The sequence below is a fragment of the Oceanobacillus indicireducens genome (genome assembly GCF_014647195.1).
Lineage (GTDB): Bacteria > Bacillota > Bacilli > Bacillales > Amphibacillaceae > Oceanobacillus > Oceanobacillus indicireducens.
Genome location: NZ_BMOS01000008.1, coordinates 1 through 14,179 on the forward strand (window position 1 = coordinate 1; position 14,179 = coordinate 14,179).

Sequence of the window (14,179 nt, forward strand, 5' to 3'; positions counted from 1 at the left end):
ACGCCAGTGCCACTGGCTATTCATACGACATTATGCGTGGCTGCGAACATCACTTATTATAGGCAATCTAAAATGTTATTGGCTGTAAGTACAAACCAACAGTCATATGTGCTTTGTATTCAAAACAAGACATTTTTCCTCATAAGTTCTTTTTTCACCCCCTATTTGAGTTTTTAAGAAACTTGATCTTATAACTCTGCTAACGAACGTCTAATTGTGCTTCGATTTTCTTTTCATATAAAGGCAGACTCAGTTTTCTTTCACCATGTTCTTTCTGCCATTGTTTACAACTCTACACTTTAGATTTGTACCCACCATATTTTTAGGATCTGATTTTTACTTTTTTTATCATCCAGATTTAATCCGAAAAATTGACAAGATAGAGCAAATCCAATTAGCTCAAAAATGTAAATTTTTAATTCCTAAAACTATTATAAGCAATAATAAAAATGATATAGAAGATTTTTTGGAAAAGCACGTTCAAAATGGTCTGATAATCAAAACAATGAACTCGCACTATACGGAATATAACGGAAAATTATACGAAGTATTCGGGAAAGTTATTTATGAAAATAACTTAGATATCGAAGAACTTGCCGTGGTACCTACGATAATTCAAGAATTGATTAGATTTTCTAAAGAGGCCCGCGTAACTGTTATAGGAGATAAAGTAATGGGTGCATTGATTCATAAAGATTCCAATGAAGGCGATTGGCACCATGAGGGTGTAAAACACATAAAATCAAGTACGTTAGAAGTCCCAAAAGACATTCAAAATAAATGTGTTAACTTTTTAAAAGAAGCGCAACTTGATTATGGAGCATTTGATTTTATGATTACACAAGAAGATGAGTGGTATTTCTTAGAAGTCAATCCTTTAGGTGATTGGCGTTGGGTAGAATTAGATACTGGGCAAAATATAACTAAAGAAATTGTAGATTATTTTATTAATAAAACATTAAATGACAAAGAAGGGAATTTATGAAAACACCTAAACTAAAGACATCAAAAAACGTAGTATTTTATATAGAGAAGTGTAATTTAATATGTGATCTTTTTTTAGATCACAAACAAATATCTTTGTCACCAGATCTTATGCCTTTTCTTACTTGGTTAGGAGAATGGAGAAGTTATAAAGAAATATTACAATATATAAAAAATCAAGAGTCAATTAGTGATGATGAATTAATAAGTTTAATTCAAACATTATTAAGTATGAATGTACTTGTTGAAAAAGATTCAAAAAGAAACAAATTGGAGAATGAGTTAATGATTTGGGATGAATGGGGAATGGCTCCAAAGTATTACCATTTTTCATCAAAAGGACTTGAAAAAGATAACTTTATCTCAGTGGAAAAGGATGCAGTTAGATTAACGGAAAAATACAAAAAAGAAAAAATGCCAAGTATCTATAAAGAGGAAAATGAATTTATTGAAAGATTTACTTTACCTACACCAGTTATGAAATATAATAAGTCTTTTTTTACTGCATTAACAGAAAGGCAGACCATTCGCACCTTTTGTCAAGAGGATAGCTTAAATTTGCAGCAATTAAGCGATCTTTTATTTGCAGTTTGGGGTGCACAATCATGCTGGTTATCTAAAGGATTTGGTGAAGCTTTATTAAAAACTAGTCCATCTGGTGGTTCTAGACATTCAATTGAAGTTTATTTAGCAATTATGAATGTCGATAATCTTCCACAAGGATACTATCATTACTCCGTACTAAATCACGAATTAGTATTATTAGAAGAGTCCAAAGGTATAAGAGATGAAATGATTGAAATGTGTGCAGATCAACCACATGTCGGTTTACCAAGCGTAGTATTTATTTACACCTCTCAAATTAAGCGTGTTATTTGGAAATACTCAGTTTCAAAGTCTTATAAAATAATATTCATGGATTTAGGACACTTAAGTCAAACTTTATATTTAACATCATCAGCAATGGACTTGGGGTGTTTTTTTACAGCTGCTACAAGAGAAGATATGCTAGAAAATAAACTAAATTTAAATATGGCTGACGAAATCATTTTAGGGGTTTCAGGTGTGGGGGTTAAAACGGAAAAAGTAGATAAAAACAAGCAGAGTGGAAGGTTTATAAGAGACGATTTATTATTTAACAATTAAAGAACCTAAACGTACCGTAGTCATCACTCCTTAAATCCCCCTCTCCTCTCTCTTTTTTAAGCATAATTTTTAATACTTTTAATGGAGAAATAAATCTATTAAAAAGCATTCTCATTATGGATACGCCTTATTATTGGATTTTCTGAAACTAAAATAAGTGATTTATTCATTTGGAAAGTCGGTTAAATACAAAATATTCAATAAGAACTTTTACTTCCTCAGTACTTCAACAAAAATGCCCAGAACAAAAGATAAAAAGGTGCTATAAGGCAAATCGCTAAAAGAAAGAGTGAAACTGCAAAAGGAAAGGCAGACTCAAGTCCTGCTGCATTTCTTAATAACGCTTCGTTAGCCATAACAAAGGCTATAAAGCCCAGGTTTTGAATAAGCAACATCACTTTTCCAACTCTGGCAAACTGGATTTCTTTATTCGCTTCCGTTAAATTAGCATAGTTCATTTTTTCCGGGTTTTTGACTAATAAGCCAATGAGGAACCAAATGAGGATGCTTAAAACTGGCATTACGAATAAAATGTATTTGGAACCCCAATTATCTGGAGTCTTACCAGTGAAATGGATGGCGTTCTGACTTGGGATATCTGACCAGAGATAAAATAAATTGAATATATGATAACCGAAAAGTAAAATGGAGATGGTGGAAAGGGTTATTTTAAAACGCTTGTTTCTCATTTTACTTTTACCCCCGTTTTAGACATTTTCCTAGGCTCTATCAACCCAATCTTCGCACTGACAAACTTCACAAAAATTGCTGCCTGAATTTCTCCTCCAGTATACAAAAAATCTAATATTTAATAACTTTGTTACAGTACGGTTTTGTGTTTAGATATACGTCTGAGATGGCGGAATAATAAAAGATATATTATTTCATATTGAAGTAACCATCCATTAGTGCAAATCCATATCTATAAGGGGAAAGTCATAGTGACTGTTCTAAGGTTAAAGCCCAATTTCTCATATAGTTTAATGGCTTGATTACCCGCAAATGCACTTAGACGAACTTCAGGGTATCCATTTTCTCTTAGTTCATCAATAGCAGTTCTCAATAATTGTTTAGAAACTCCATTTCCTCTAAATTCTTCCAAAACGAATAATTCATAAATAAAACCATTCATCTTATCAGTGAATTGGTCTCTACTTTCTCCTATAAGGATCCAACCCATTAGTTTACCTTCCTCAATTGCTATTAAATAATAGCTTCCTTTTTCCAATAATGGTTCAATAAGACTTTTAATTTTTTCATTTGTGGGTCTTACTTCACCTAATGTACCATCGAATAAGGCTTGCGGAGATAGTTGAATAATCTTTTCAAGTTCAGAACCATTTGGTCTCCTAATATCCATTCTAAAGTATTTCACTCCCTTCAATCCGATTTCGGTTAAATTTATTCCTTTTTTAACAAACATGCCCTATTAAATATATTCGACAAAAAAGGTGCTTCTCCTTTTTCAGGATTGCACCCGTTAGTGAACTTTCACTTCCACTCTTCCGCCAAAATCCCGTAAATTATTTGATCTTCATAATGGTCATTTAACCATTCTGTTTTTCTTATTCTACCTTCTTCAATAAAACCAAATTTTTCGGGTATAGCTCTGCTTCGCTCATTTCCAGCAGCTATATAAACTTCAATCCGATTGAGTGAAAGTTCTTTGAATCCATAATCTATCACCGTTTTGTAGGCCCTAGATATTACGCCCTTGCCTTGAAAGCCCCTACCTAGCCAATAACCTAATTCCCCTACATTATTAAATTTATCAACTTCATTAAATCCAATCGTACCTGCTATTCTTCCTTTATATATAATTGCAAACCACTTAGGATATCCACCGTTCTCCACTAATCCTTCGATTCTTTGTTTTAAGCTCTCATTTGTATCGTTTTGACTTTCGACAGCTTCTACCCAAGTGATCCATTGTTTTAAATGTTGCTTTGAGTCAACTATTAAATGATAATACTCCTCTGCATCATCCTCCGTAAACATTCTCAAAGAAACATCATTATCAATCTTATATTCAAACATATTTTCTCCTCCTGCAATTGCTTTTATAAATTTCTCTATTCACTGATAGTATTAGCAGAAAATCACAGCAACTATTTGTTAAATATCACTAAGAACAACTTCTCTGTTGTTAAACAATCCTGTCCTGTTAATACGATAACCAAACCATGCACCAGATAGCTTACAGGAATCTATCTAAAATCTTTAATTCCACTTTCAAATGCCTCTTTATCGTCATTCTCAATCCCGTGCAATGCTTCTTGCAAAGGAAACGTACGCTTATAGAATTTAACCCGTTCTGATAGCTGGTCACCGTTAGGATATAGGCTTATACACATATCAAAAAAGTCTCTACCATAGCTGGAGAGTATTCCCGCAAAATCATAAGCTGGGTCTCCTAATCCAGAACCACCAAAATCTATTATCCCCGAAATTCTACTTGTTTCCGGATTCCATAAGATATTAGATGCACCAAAATCTCCGTGTATCAGTGTGATATCTACTTTTGAGAACGCTTCCCCTTTTAGGAACGTTTCAAATGTGTATGTTATTTCTTCTTGAGCGTCTTTTCCAAAATAAGGAAATAGCTTTTTTTGAATCCTATCATACAAGTTATACATTTCTATACGAGGATTACGAACCTTTAGTTTCAAATCTCGACTTACTTTTTCTTCTGAAATCGCATGTAATTCTATAAGAAAAGAAACAAATTGCTTTGCTACTCCTTTAACCAATTCATAATTCTTAATACCTTTTAAACTTTCCTTCCACAAAGGAACACCAGCTATTAGATTATAACCAGTAAAGACCTTACCTGGTTCTAACCCTTCAAAGGAATGATAAATTGGATTCGGAATAGGGGTCGAGATGATATCTTTAATGTAATTCAAAATTTCCGTCTCTCTTTTTAATTGAAGGATTCCATTTTTATATTTCGGAAATCTAAAAACCAAAGATTCGTTTACAATGAACACGTCGTTATTTTGGCCAATTTCATTAAGATAAAACTGTTCAATTGGGAGGTTAGGATAAACCTTTTGAATGTGTTCAATAAAGCTATTCTTCATGCAGCCCCACCCTTTTAGTCACTTTTTATTTTTAAATTGCAAAAACTCTTGTTGAATGAAGCTACCCCATTTGTTAGAAAAGACAATAGTACTCAAACAATTAAAGCATTTTCTAATTTTAAGCTTCGTCCTCGAAAAGTAACTGTAACCTCTATAAATGGTAATTCTGATATTTCCTTTATCTTAATCATATTTTTCTAAGTCCAGTCCATTTTTTCTCATGTATATCGAGATCCTCTCTAGATGTACGAAAGAAGTATAGTTCCCGATTAGGCTTTTGCTTGTGTAATTCATTGTGGCGACGGAATGCGTCCATCGAGTCGTCAAAAGTATCTATTACGGCTATGTCATCTACTATGCGATAATTACTATCTGAGTGAGCTTCGATTGCTTCAAATACAACCCATTTATCAGGATATGCTTTTCGAACTTCTTCCCATAACATATATACTCCCCCTCGTATGAAATAGAAATTTCTTATTATCATTTTGTCAAAAATTTTATTCATTCACATCAATTTCTTTATTAAAGATAAGCACCTGATAATTGAATCAAAATTAGATAAAAAAACTAAATATTCTTCTTTCTAAAAATTAGAAAGAAGGAGTAGAATTATCCCTGTTATTATTGATGGTAAGGTAATGGATAGAATTCTTCTGGAATATCTTCTGCCAACACACCTATCCTTTCATTAAACATAAATCCAAGCATAAATAATAGAAAACCTAACCAACCAATTACCTTCCCAAACTTAGTATGGTTTTTCATCATATTTAAGAATCATTTCAACTAAATAAAAATCAACATTTTATAATTAGCTATCCTGCCCCATTAGCACAATAACTTAGCTTAATTCTAACATTGAGTACCGTTCGATTCATCAAGCGGATTTCCAAACGTGCAGGAATAAATAAGACCATTCATCCCTTAAACAATTAAACCACCTGCTCTCTCCAGTCTCAATCGTTTGTTGAACAAAACCTAAACAATTTTCTACCTGTATTTTACCATAAGAACACTTTATCCTTCTTGCACTAAAATGCCCTATACTTCAACAAAAGAGTGCGATCTACTTCTTGAAGAAACGCACCTGTTTGTTTAAAATGTTAGTTGAACAGAGTCAGGGATTTACGGACTGTATATTCCCCACCTCCACATGCTGGGCTTCCCTCCTGTTTAGAGGTGGGTATTACAGACTATTAATGCGTAATAAATTGTAACCATTATAAAACTAACCTATACTCATAAATACCCTCTCATTCTGATCACCTTCCCACCAACTTCAGAACCCGTTTCCTCCATTCCTACATTGCGATAAAATCTAATTGCACCGGTATTTGTTGGAGAAACTCTTAGATGGTATTCATTAACTTTATTTTTTTCAAAAAACTGTAGTGCGTATTGATATAACTTTTCCCCTATGCCATGCCCACGTTTTTCAGGTATTAAATAATACAAATGTATATATCCTATATTTTTGCCTTCGTATTCACGAATCGATAGTTCAAGCTGTCCGATATATTCTTTGTCTTCTTCAATTAGAACAAAGCCCTCTGGAAATTCAGCTATTTTTTCTTCCAGCCATCTTAAATAGTCCGTTGCAACAAAGTTTGAGGCATCACCGAAGCTGACTCTAAATGAGTCTTTGCGAAATTCAACTACTTCTTTATGGTGTTTTTTTATATCAATTCCGATAAATTTGAGCACAGCTATCCCCCTAACCAATTTAGATACTATGATTAAAATTACTATTCCTAATGGTTCTTTTAAACAACTCCTTATCTTTATTTAACTTCCAAATTCGACTCCCCGTCATCCTCCCGATAAAACCCTTGCTTGTCAGGTTTCAATACAGAAACGGAAAAAATTATCGAAGCAACTAACATCACGAGAGCCAATGTAACAATCGTCATTCGTAAGGAAACAAGATCTGCCACAACACCAATTGCTAAAATAAATATTACTTGGATCGCACTTTGAATAAGCTGATAAATACTTGTAATTCTGCCCATCACCTCGATCGGAACGTTATTTTGATAAAAGGTCATGATTCCTGCATTAAGGAAAACATTGAAGAACCCTAAGATGACAAAGCCAACAATTATGGAAGCGAACGACCAGGAAAATGCATAAATCACGTAACCGACCGTCCACATAATCAATCCGATCACTATCATATGGCGCAATGACATTTTATTCGAAAAAATCGTTAAAAGCATTGCCCCTACGAGCGATCCAATGCCTGTAATACTAATCAATAAACTATATTCCAATTCCGAAAGACCGATGACCTGCTGCGTAAAAACAACCTCCTGAGCATCCATCGCAAAGGAAAAGATCATAATGATAATGGATCCGAGATAAATAAAAGTTACATACTTATTTTCTCTCATGAACTTTTGCACAACCGTAAAGTCACGGACGACTTGGGAAATAGTTAATGCGGGGATAGCTTCTTTATCAATCTCTTCTTTTTCCGGTAAGAATAATAATAAGATTGCTGCGAAGATAAAAGATACTGCATTTATCCACAAGGTAGCTTCAACTGAGGTGGATAAGATCAATGCCCCTCCAATGGCCGGCCCGATAATAAAAGCTCCAGAATCGACAAATGACCGAACAGAGTTAAAGCGCTTCCTTTTTTCTGTCGGGATAAGAATAGCAACATACGTCATGGATGCAGGATTATAGAAAGCTTTCCCGACACTTAAAATTACGAGAATGCCATAAATTACTACCATGTTTGGAGCATATGGGATTAAACAAATGAACAATCCTCGCAAAATAAACGTGGCTCCCATCACGCTTCTTTTGCTCCGGTAATCAATGAAACTCCCGGTCCAGAATTTCGTAACGATGTTTGTTAAGGGGCTGATGATCCAGAGACCAGCCACTGCCGCTGCGGAACCAGTGAGCTGGTACACCATGATGTTTATCGCAACAAGATGAATAAAGTCTCCGATATTTGATATTCCGATTGTTATTAGTAGCAATGCAGGATGTTTCCAGCTTTTTAGATTTTTTATGTTATCCATTCCCTTAAGGTAATTATTTTATCTATTAAGTATGAAATATACCGACAATCAAAATTATAATAAGATAAGAAGACTTAGTGTAAGTAAATAAAATGAGGGTCAATAATGAAGCAGCAAGCATATTAAAATCAATCGGGGTCTTGAAACGCTCATTACACTCATTCCCTTTTAGTAAAGGGTAACATATTTCATCGGTGCGAGATAGTTATTTTCAAATATTTCCCACAATAAGGAAAGCCGTTTTATATTTCCTAAAACGGCTTTAAAATCATCAACGCTATAATGATAAGGAAAATCACATTAATAATCCGTTCATAAAAGAATAATTCCTTCGATAAATCATAATACACCTGAGGGATCTCGTCTCCCTCTACATCGACAAACAATTGCTTGATCGGCTTCGAACGTGGACTGAGCACGACCGGTCCCATCACAAGCGCAACAAGGAAGAGTACGAGACTAACAATATACCAGCCTTGTCTGAACCAAAACGGATTCAGAGCGCCCATCCATAATCCGGTGACAAGTAGTAACGTTCCGCCTACCATTGTAAATATATGTAACGAATTTCTTACTTTAAAAGAATGCCTTAACTCCGTCATCGTAGCTGGTTTCGATAGCGTGACGACAGCAGTCATTACCATGCCCGGCCCCATCCCGAGAATAGCTGAGAAAATATGTATAAACACTAGTGCGTCGTAAAGCGTCATTTATGTAGCCTCCAATTCTTTTACCTACCTTCTATTTTATCTGCATTTCTAGGAAAAGTCAGTGATGAACCTCACAAACTATTTGATTTCCATGTGAATTGCTTTATCATTCATCCTGAACTACAATCAATGAGAGAATATATTAAACAAATAGGGGACCTGAAAAAATGGAGAAGACATATTTAGCGAATATTATTCGGGAGCGACGGGCGATTAAGAAAGGGTATAACGATAAAACGGTCACAGAAGAAATCGTGCGGGAATTATTGCAGGATGCGCGCTGGGCACCGACTCATGGGATGCGCGAACCGTGGCGCTTTATTTTCGTTGGAGAGGAAGAGCTGCCGGTATTTGCAAAGCGAGTAGCAGCAACATATCCAGAAGCAAGACAGGAGAACCGGGAGAACTATTTGAACGAACCGAATGCAATATTAGTCGCTGTGATGGATGTTCCGGAAATGGAAAAACAGTGGGATGAAAACTTCGGAGCGATTGCAACGCTGATTCAAAACTTCTGGCTGCTCGCTTGGGAGAAACAGCTTGGCGTCGTTTGGAAAACAAATCCGCATATATACGATCCGAAAGTAAAAGAGATTCTTGATGTTAAAGATAATGAAAAAATTGTCGGCTTTATCCACCTCGGGTACTTTGACGAAAAACCAACACCAAAAGAACGAACACCACTCGAAGAAAAATTCACCCGCTTCAAAGCGTAAATGAAACTGGGACATGGGGTCAGAGACCCTGTCCCAGTTTATTTTTTCCCTCGACGCCTTTTTGCTTCTTCATAATCTTCTTTCGTAATCTCACCTTCTTCGTAACGCCTTTTCATGATGTCGAGCGAATCAGAAGGACCCGCCTCCGTTGAATTACCGTTTCGAAAGCGGATGAGAATAACAACAATGATTACGAGCACAACCGCAGTAACAATCAATCGGATAATCATAGCTTCGGGCATAATCGTATACCTCCTGTTTCAATAGGACCTAGGTGTACTTGTTCGGGTACTAATGGAGCGGTGAATAGTACATGTATATTCATATGTCAGTGGTCGTTTTTGTGTTTAATATTCGGGGAAGTGATGACTGTTATCAGTTCTTTTCGTTGAAGGGCAGTGAGCGAGCTTGTCAATAACTTTTCCGAAAATAGCTTATTGCTTGTGGGGACTGATCCAGACTATCACTGCCCTCTTCAACAAATACTAGCACCAACTGGAACTGGTTATGTGAATTTACGCCTTAACTCGGATGACCCAAACTGGGACAAATGCTCTGACCCCATGTCCCGCTATTTATATTTTTGTTCGCTTTGGGAGTTGTCTTTTGTTTTGTGTTTGTCTTTTTCATCTTCTTGTTCGATTTTCAAATCTTCGAGAGGGATGTCATCAACATGCTGCTGTTGTTTGAATTCATCAAGCTCATTGCGGCGCTCTTCATTCCATTTCGGCTTCTTTTCTGGGACTTTTTCAAAACTTTTATCTTTATCATTCATTACGTTCACCTCAGATTCTTTTTTCTAATCATTTTCCCGCTTTAAGTCCACATAAACATTAAACATGGTTTAAGCACACTTCCCTGTTATAATAATAAAATAAATCTTACATTTGGAGGTCATAGCATGCGCGTATTCCAAGAGCTTCATTCCATTCGAGAAATTGACGACTTCATCAATTGCCACCCCTTATCTTTCCTATATATTTCACGGACCAACTGCAGTGTCTGTCATGCCTTACTCCCGAAGGTGCAAAGCTTGCTGGAGAACTATCCCCAGATTCATCCCGCTCACATTAATGCAGATGATGTGGAAGCAGTGGCTGGGCGCTTTTCCATCTTCACCATTCCCGTTCTCTTATTGTTTGTGGAAGGGAAAGAATATATTCGGGAAGCAAGAATCGTCCATATGGATTTACTCGAGGAAAAGCTTGATAAAATATATAAAAACGTGGCTCTAGACTAATGCTAAAGCCACGTTTCTCTTTACCGTTTTTCTTCGATTGAATAGATTTCTACATTATAAGCATGCGTCTCTTTCGGCACATCGGTAAGCTTGATTTCTCCCTCATAGACGGTTTCACCACTTTCGAGGTCAACCTTAAACAATTTTTTCTGGTTCCCATCTTCTCCTGTATTACTATGGAAATACAGATGATCTCCTTTAGGGTAAACTCCGGAAAGCCCGCTTAAAATGTTCTCGTCAAAGCTGATTTCCTTTTCCTCACCAGGCTTATTTTCTTTCAAATGATATGGATAGTATTTCAGCCCATCAGACGTGAAAGTTATAAAGTAAAGTTCTTCCTTTCCGATACTCGTATAGTTCATCGGATAGATCACTTCTTCATCCAATTCTTGCTCTTCCTCCATGTAGTCTTGCCCTGTCGTCCTGTATTCTTCCTCTGCAGTTGCAAACTCTTCCGGAACTTCAATGACCTGCTTCTCTTTTGTCTCTAAATCATAAATAAAGTATTCTTCCCCAACTAACTCTGAAGTATACATACCTTCATCCCATTCGATATCCTCCACTCTAACAACGAGATATCCTTGTTGTTGAATCCCCAAACCATCATTTAATACATTAAAATAACTATGAACTGAATCACTTACAATGGCACCCTGGTCCTCAATTGTTTCATCACTCAGCGAAATTTCATAGACATGTAATTCCTTATCCTCCATAATAAAGTTAACAGTTGCCACATAAAGTGTATCATTAAGGAGCTGTACTTGTTCTACATACGAGTGATCCGTTCTTTCACTATCCGGTATATCCACCTTAAACGATTTTCTTTCCCGACTTTCTCTATCCAGTACATCCACCTCAAGTTCGTTTGACTCAAAGTAAATATTTGATGGTCCGGCATATGCTATCCGCTCCCCATCATCAACAAATCGAGCTGGATCTTCTTCCTTCCCTCTCATAAAACTCCGTTCTTCATTCATCAACTGCTCCATTTCCTGTGGTTGGAAGAATGCATTAAATTGTTCTAAGAAATTTTGATCCCTAGAATATTTAACCCCATCTGTACTAAGTCTAAACGATTCCCAAACGGAACCCTCATATGTCACATAATCACCGTAAACGATGATATCTTCCCTGTTCTCTTCATTACCTGAAACATTCACCAGCTCAATCTGCGGCAAACTTTCCTTAGCAATTGCGTGATGCACATATAAAACGCCAAATGTTATAACAATAAAAAGTGGCAGAATTACGATTTTCCAATACCTCTTCACAAAGCTCCCCTCCTATACCGTGACCTTTTTATTCAATAAATAATTGCTGACCCAAATGCTCACCCCTGTAACAACAACCCACAATAAAACCTCAAGAATAAATAATTCGATTGGATATAAATAGCTTTTTCCTAAAATCATCTCCACGACAAACGGCGCAAAAAAAACAACGAACGCTATAATTGCATAACCAATCCCATACGCAATTCCTTTAAACCGGTAACTTCTTTCAAAAAGAATTGCCGTGAACAAAATAAACACAACCATAAAGCCAACCCCATAATGGATTAAAAATTCAATGAAGCTCGTCGGAATAATTAATCCCACTGAAAACCCACCGACTGCATTACCGATAAACTCCATAATTCCTAGATCCACTCGCAAATTAGCGGGAACCATCCATTTCAAAATATTAGACTCTACATTTAATAAAATAACCTGCAAAGCGACAAGCCCAAGCACCATCAGAAAAATAGCACTCGCCTTCGCTAAATATATATTGATTCTTGCTGTCGGCAGCATGAGCAGCCGATAGATGAACGTATTCTTCCCCAACCAATCCCGATACCAGATGAAGAAGGAATAAATGATTAAGGTTGCCGCAGCAAAAATGATGGGAAAATCAAACAATTGAGAATACTGCACATGAAGTAAACTAAACTCCCCGTGAGTCTCAACGAACTGCTCTGTCGTCATACCGTTCGTATATATTTCTTCGTTAAATAGCTTCATATAATTATTTGCAACGAGCACCGTAGCGATTAGCTGAGAAGCAATCGTAATTCCTGCAAGAATGAAATAAATCTTAATAAATCGGCCAAGCTCGAAATTCACTAACTTCAGATAATTATTCATCCGCGATAAACCTCCCTCATCACGTCAACTACCGATTTTCCTTCCACTTCCCGCATCTCTTCCGTTTCGAATTCCTTAAACACAATCCCGTCATCAAGGAGTACAACTTTATCGATAATATGTTCGATATCGTTTATTTCATGTGTCGTAATGATAACACCGCGGTCCTCGACTAAGTGACTCGTGAATACATCGGCAATTTGCTCCCGGCTGAAGATATCGATTCCGGAAAAAGGCTCATCCATTAATAAATAATCTACATCAAGAGCAAGCCCTAACAATAGATTCGCTTTTGCCACATTCCCTTTCGATAGACTTGAAATGCGATCTTCCTTTTTCAATTTAAAAAACTGTAATAATTCCTCCGCCCGTTCATTGTTCCAGCTATTGTAAAAGTCCTGCATAAATTGCATCGCTTCCTCGATTCGCATATGAGGGAGCATCGTGATCGCATCTGGAATGAAAGCCACTTTTTCATATGTTTCCTTTGTAAGCTTCTCGCCATCAATTAAAATTTCACCACTCGACATAGGTGTGAGGTTTACAATACCATTTAAAATCGTTGTTTTCCCGACCCCATTCACACCAATCAGGCAAGTGATCTCCCCCTTATTCGCTGTGAAAGAGACTCCTTGAAGTACTTTTTTCCTGCCAAATTTCTTCGTCACATTCTTCACTTCGATCAAACCTGTCCCCTCCTCTGTTCTTCATATTTCTCTTGAATTAGCCCAATCAATTCATCGATCGGAATATTAACCGGTTCAACAGCCGCAATCAAGCGATCCACTGCACCTTCTATTAGCTCTGTACGAAGATCACGTAATACTTGCTCATCCTTCGTAATGCGACTCGGATTATTTCCCTCTGTAAAAATCAAGCCCGCTTCCTCCATTTCCTTATATGCTCGTTGTGCCGTATTCGGATTAATTTTCAACTGATTCGCCAGCTCGCGACGGGATGGAATTTCTTGTCCCAACTCATACTTGCCACTCACAATTTGCTCTTTGAAATGCTGTACGACCTGTACGTAAACGGGATCCCGTTTATTAAACGTAATCTTCAATATAACCCTCCTCATTTCCTGAAGTTAATATCTTTTATGTCCTTTTATGTATTAAACACTTAATACACTGAGG

At 36.5% G+C, this 14,179-nt stretch carries 19 protein-coding genes; 4 read left to right on the top strand and 15 right to left on the bottom strand.

The genetic code is table 11. The features are described from left to right. The first annotated feature begins 280 nt into the window (after positions 1-280). Positions 281-985, top strand: a complete 705-nt coding sequence (locus tag IEX94_RS06970; protein WP_188856608.1) for an MvdC/MvdD family ATP grasp protein — start codon at positions 281-283, stop codon at positions 983-985. Continuing rightward, the gene (locus IEX94_RS06975) at positions 982-2,130 is read left to right on the top strand and encodes a SagB/ThcOx family dehydrogenase (protein WP_188856609.1); all 1,149 of its coding nucleotides are present in this window, start codon (positions 982-984) and stop codon (positions 2,128-2,130) included. The genes IEX94_RS06970 and IEX94_RS06975 overlap by 4 nt, the downstream gene beginning before the upstream one ends. A gap of 218 nt (positions 2,131-2,348) precedes the next feature. Here the strand turns inward: IEX94_RS06975 and IEX94_RS06980 are convergent, their stop codons facing one another. The 9 genes from IEX94_RS06980 to IEX94_RS07020 form a co-directional block, all read right to left on the bottom strand. Further along, positions 2,349-2,819, bottom strand: a complete 471-nt coding sequence (locus IEX94_RS06980) for a DUF1648 domain-containing protein (protein WP_188856610.1) — start codon at positions 2,817-2,819, stop codon at positions 2,349-2,351. Between the two features lie 233 nt (positions 2,820-3,052). Next, positions 3,053-3,490: a GNAT family N-acetyltransferase gene (locus IEX94_RS06985; protein ID WP_156856122.1), complete on the bottom strand. Its 438-nt coding sequence runs from the start codon at positions 3,488-3,490 to the stop codon at positions 3,053-3,055. 131 nt (positions 3,491-3,621) lie between these two features. Continuing rightward, positions 3,622-4,167: a GNAT family N-acetyltransferase gene (locus IEX94_RS06990; RefSeq protein WP_156856078.1), complete on the bottom strand. Its 546-nt coding sequence runs from the start codon at positions 4,165-4,167 to the stop codon at positions 3,622-3,624. Between the two features lie 170 nt (positions 4,168-4,337). After that, a complete protein-coding gene (locus tag IEX94_RS06995; protein WP_188856611.1) occupies positions 4,338-5,213 on the bottom strand; it encodes a phosphotransferase family protein in 876 nt (291 codons plus the stop codon). A 187-nt stretch (positions 5,214-5,400) separates the two neighbouring features. After that, positions 5,401-5,658: a hypothetical protein gene (locus tag IEX94_RS07000; RefSeq protein ID WP_156856123.1), complete on the bottom strand. Its 258-nt coding sequence runs from the start codon at positions 5,656-5,658 to the stop codon at positions 5,401-5,403. 179 nt (positions 5,659-5,837) lie between these two features. Next, positions 5,838-5,984, bottom strand: a complete 147-nt coding sequence (locus IEX94_RS07005) for a hypothetical protein (RefSeq protein WP_188856612.1) — start codon at positions 5,982-5,984, stop codon at positions 5,838-5,840. Between the two features lie 471 nt (positions 5,985-6,455). Continuing rightward, positions 6,456-6,920 carry a GNAT family N-acetyltransferase gene (locus IEX94_RS07010; protein WP_188856613.1) on the bottom strand — a complete coding sequence of 155 codons (465 nt, stop codon included), beginning with the start codon at positions 6,918-6,920 and terminating at the stop codon, positions 6,456-6,458. A 77-nt stretch (positions 6,921-6,997) separates the two neighbouring features. Continuing rightward, positions 6,998-8,248 carry an MFS transporter gene (locus IEX94_RS07015; protein WP_188856614.1) on the bottom strand — a complete coding sequence of 417 codons (1,251 nt, stop codon included), beginning with the start codon at positions 8,246-8,248 and terminating at the stop codon, positions 6,998-7,000. A gap of 251 nt (positions 8,249-8,499) precedes the next feature. Continuing rightward, on the bottom strand, positions 8,500-8,958 hold the full coding sequence (locus tag IEX94_RS07020; RefSeq protein ID WP_188856615.1) for a DUF2269 family protein: 459 nt from the start codon (positions 8,956-8,958) through the stop codon (positions 8,500-8,502). A 167-nt stretch (positions 8,959-9,125) separates the two neighbouring features. Here IEX94_RS07020 and IEX94_RS07025 point away from each other — a divergent pair, with 167 nt between their 5' ends. Then, positions 9,126-9,674: a nitroreductase family protein gene (locus IEX94_RS07025; RefSeq protein ID WP_188856616.1), complete on the top strand. Its 549-nt coding sequence runs from the start codon at positions 9,126-9,128 to the stop codon at positions 9,672-9,674. A gap of 38 nt (positions 9,675-9,712) precedes the next feature. Here the strand turns inward: IEX94_RS07025 and IEX94_RS07030 are convergent, their stop codons facing one another. Both IEX94_RS07030 and IEX94_RS07035 read right to left on the bottom strand, forming a co-directional pair. After that, positions 9,713-9,916 (bottom strand): SHOCT domain-containing protein, encoded by a 204-nt coding sequence (locus IEX94_RS07030; RefSeq protein WP_229782608.1) that lies wholly within the window; start codon positions 9,914-9,916, stop codon positions 9,713-9,715. Between the two features lie 329 nt (positions 9,917-10,245). Beyond that, positions 10,246-10,449, bottom strand: a complete 204-nt coding sequence (locus IEX94_RS07035; protein ID WP_156856083.1) for a YczO family protein — start codon at positions 10,447-10,449, stop codon at positions 10,246-10,248. 126 nt (positions 10,450-10,575) lie between these two features. Between IEX94_RS07035 and IEX94_RS07040 the strand changes: the two genes are divergently transcribed. Further along, the gene (locus IEX94_RS07040; protein WP_188856617.1) at positions 10,576-10,914 is read left to right on the top strand and encodes a thioredoxin family protein; all 339 of its coding nucleotides are present in this window, start codon (positions 10,576-10,578) and stop codon (positions 10,912-10,914) included. Positions 10,915-10,934: 20 nt separating this feature from the next. On the opposite strand, the gene IEX94_RS07045 is transcribed toward IEX94_RS07040, so the two are convergent. The 4 genes from IEX94_RS07045 to IEX94_RS07060 are packed head-to-tail and all read right to left on the bottom strand — an operon-like array spanning position 10,935 to position 14,106. Next, positions 10,935-12,188, bottom strand: coding sequence for a hypothetical protein (locus IEX94_RS07045; protein WP_188856618.1), 1,254 nt, complete (start codon positions 12,186-12,188; stop codon positions 10,935-10,937). A 12-nt stretch (positions 12,189-12,200) separates the two neighbouring features. Further along, entirely contained in the window at positions 12,201-13,043 is an 843-nt protein-coding gene (locus IEX94_RS07050) for a hypothetical protein (RefSeq protein ID WP_188856619.1), read from the bottom strand. After that, positions 13,040-13,729: an ABC transporter ATP-binding protein gene (locus IEX94_RS07055; RefSeq protein WP_188856620.1), complete on the bottom strand. Its 690-nt coding sequence runs from the start codon at positions 13,727-13,729 to the stop codon at positions 13,040-13,042. Before IEX94_RS07055 ends, IEX94_RS07050 begins: the two co-directional genes overlap by 4 nt. Continuing rightward, entirely contained in the window at positions 13,726-14,106 is a 381-nt protein-coding gene (locus tag IEX94_RS07060) for a GntR family transcriptional regulator (RefSeq protein WP_188856621.1), read from the bottom strand. Before IEX94_RS07060 ends, IEX94_RS07055 begins: the two co-directional genes overlap by 4 nt. Positions 14,107-14,179: the final 73 nt, after the last annotated feature.

Bases quoted from the DNA above. Each gene is read 5' to 3' on its own strand.
- IEX94_RS06975 (WP_188856609.1), top strand. From the start codon at position 982: ATGAAAACACCTAAACTAAAGACATCAAAAAACGTAGTATTTTATATA.
- IEX94_RS06980 (WP_188856610.1), bottom strand. From the start codon at position 2,819: ATGAGAAACAAGCGTTTTAAAATAACCCTTTCCACCATCTCCATTTTA.
- IEX94_RS06985 (WP_156856122.1), bottom strand. From the start codon at position 3,490: ATGGATATTAGGAGACCAAATGGTTCTGAACTTGAAAAGATTATTCAA.
- IEX94_RS06990 (WP_156856078.1), bottom strand. From the start codon at position 4,167: ATGTTTGAATATAAGATTGATAATGATGTTTCTTTGAGAATGTTTACG.
- IEX94_RS06995 (WP_188856611.1), bottom strand. From the start codon at position 5,213: ATGAAGAATAGCTTTATTGAACACATTCAAAAGGTTTATCCTAACCTC.
- IEX94_RS07000 (WP_156856123.1), bottom strand. From the start codon at position 5,658: ATGTTATGGGAAGAAGTTCGAAAAGCATATCCTGATAAATGGGTTGTA.
- IEX94_RS07005 (WP_188856612.1), bottom strand. From the start codon at position 5,984: ATGATGAAAAACCATACTAAGTTTGGGAAGGTAATTGGTTGGTTAGGT.
- IEX94_RS07015 (WP_188856614.1), bottom strand. From the start codon at position 8,248: ATGGATAACATAAAAAATCTAAAAAGCTGGAAACATCCTGCATTGCTA.
- IEX94_RS07020 (WP_188856615.1), bottom strand. From the start codon at position 8,958: ATGACGCTTTACGACGCACTAGTGTTTATACATATTTTCTCAGCTATT.
- IEX94_RS07025 (WP_188856616.1), top strand. From the start codon at position 9,126: ATGGAGAAGACATATTTAGCGAATATTATTCGGGAGCGACGGGCGATT.
- IEX94_RS07030 (WP_229782608.1), bottom strand. From the start codon at position 9,916: ATGCCCGAAGCTATGATTATCCGATTGATTGTTACTGCGGTTGTGCTC.
- IEX94_RS07035 (WP_156856083.1), bottom strand. From the start codon at position 10,449: ATGAATGATAAAGATAAAAGTTTTGAAAAAGTCCCAGAAAAGAAGCCG.
- IEX94_RS07040 (WP_188856617.1), top strand. From the start codon at position 10,576: ATGCGCGTATTCCAAGAGCTTCATTCCATTCGAGAAATTGACGACTTC.
- IEX94_RS07050 (WP_188856619.1), bottom strand. From the start codon at position 13,043: ATGAATAATTATCTGAAGTTAGTGAATTTCGAGCTTGGCCGATTTATT.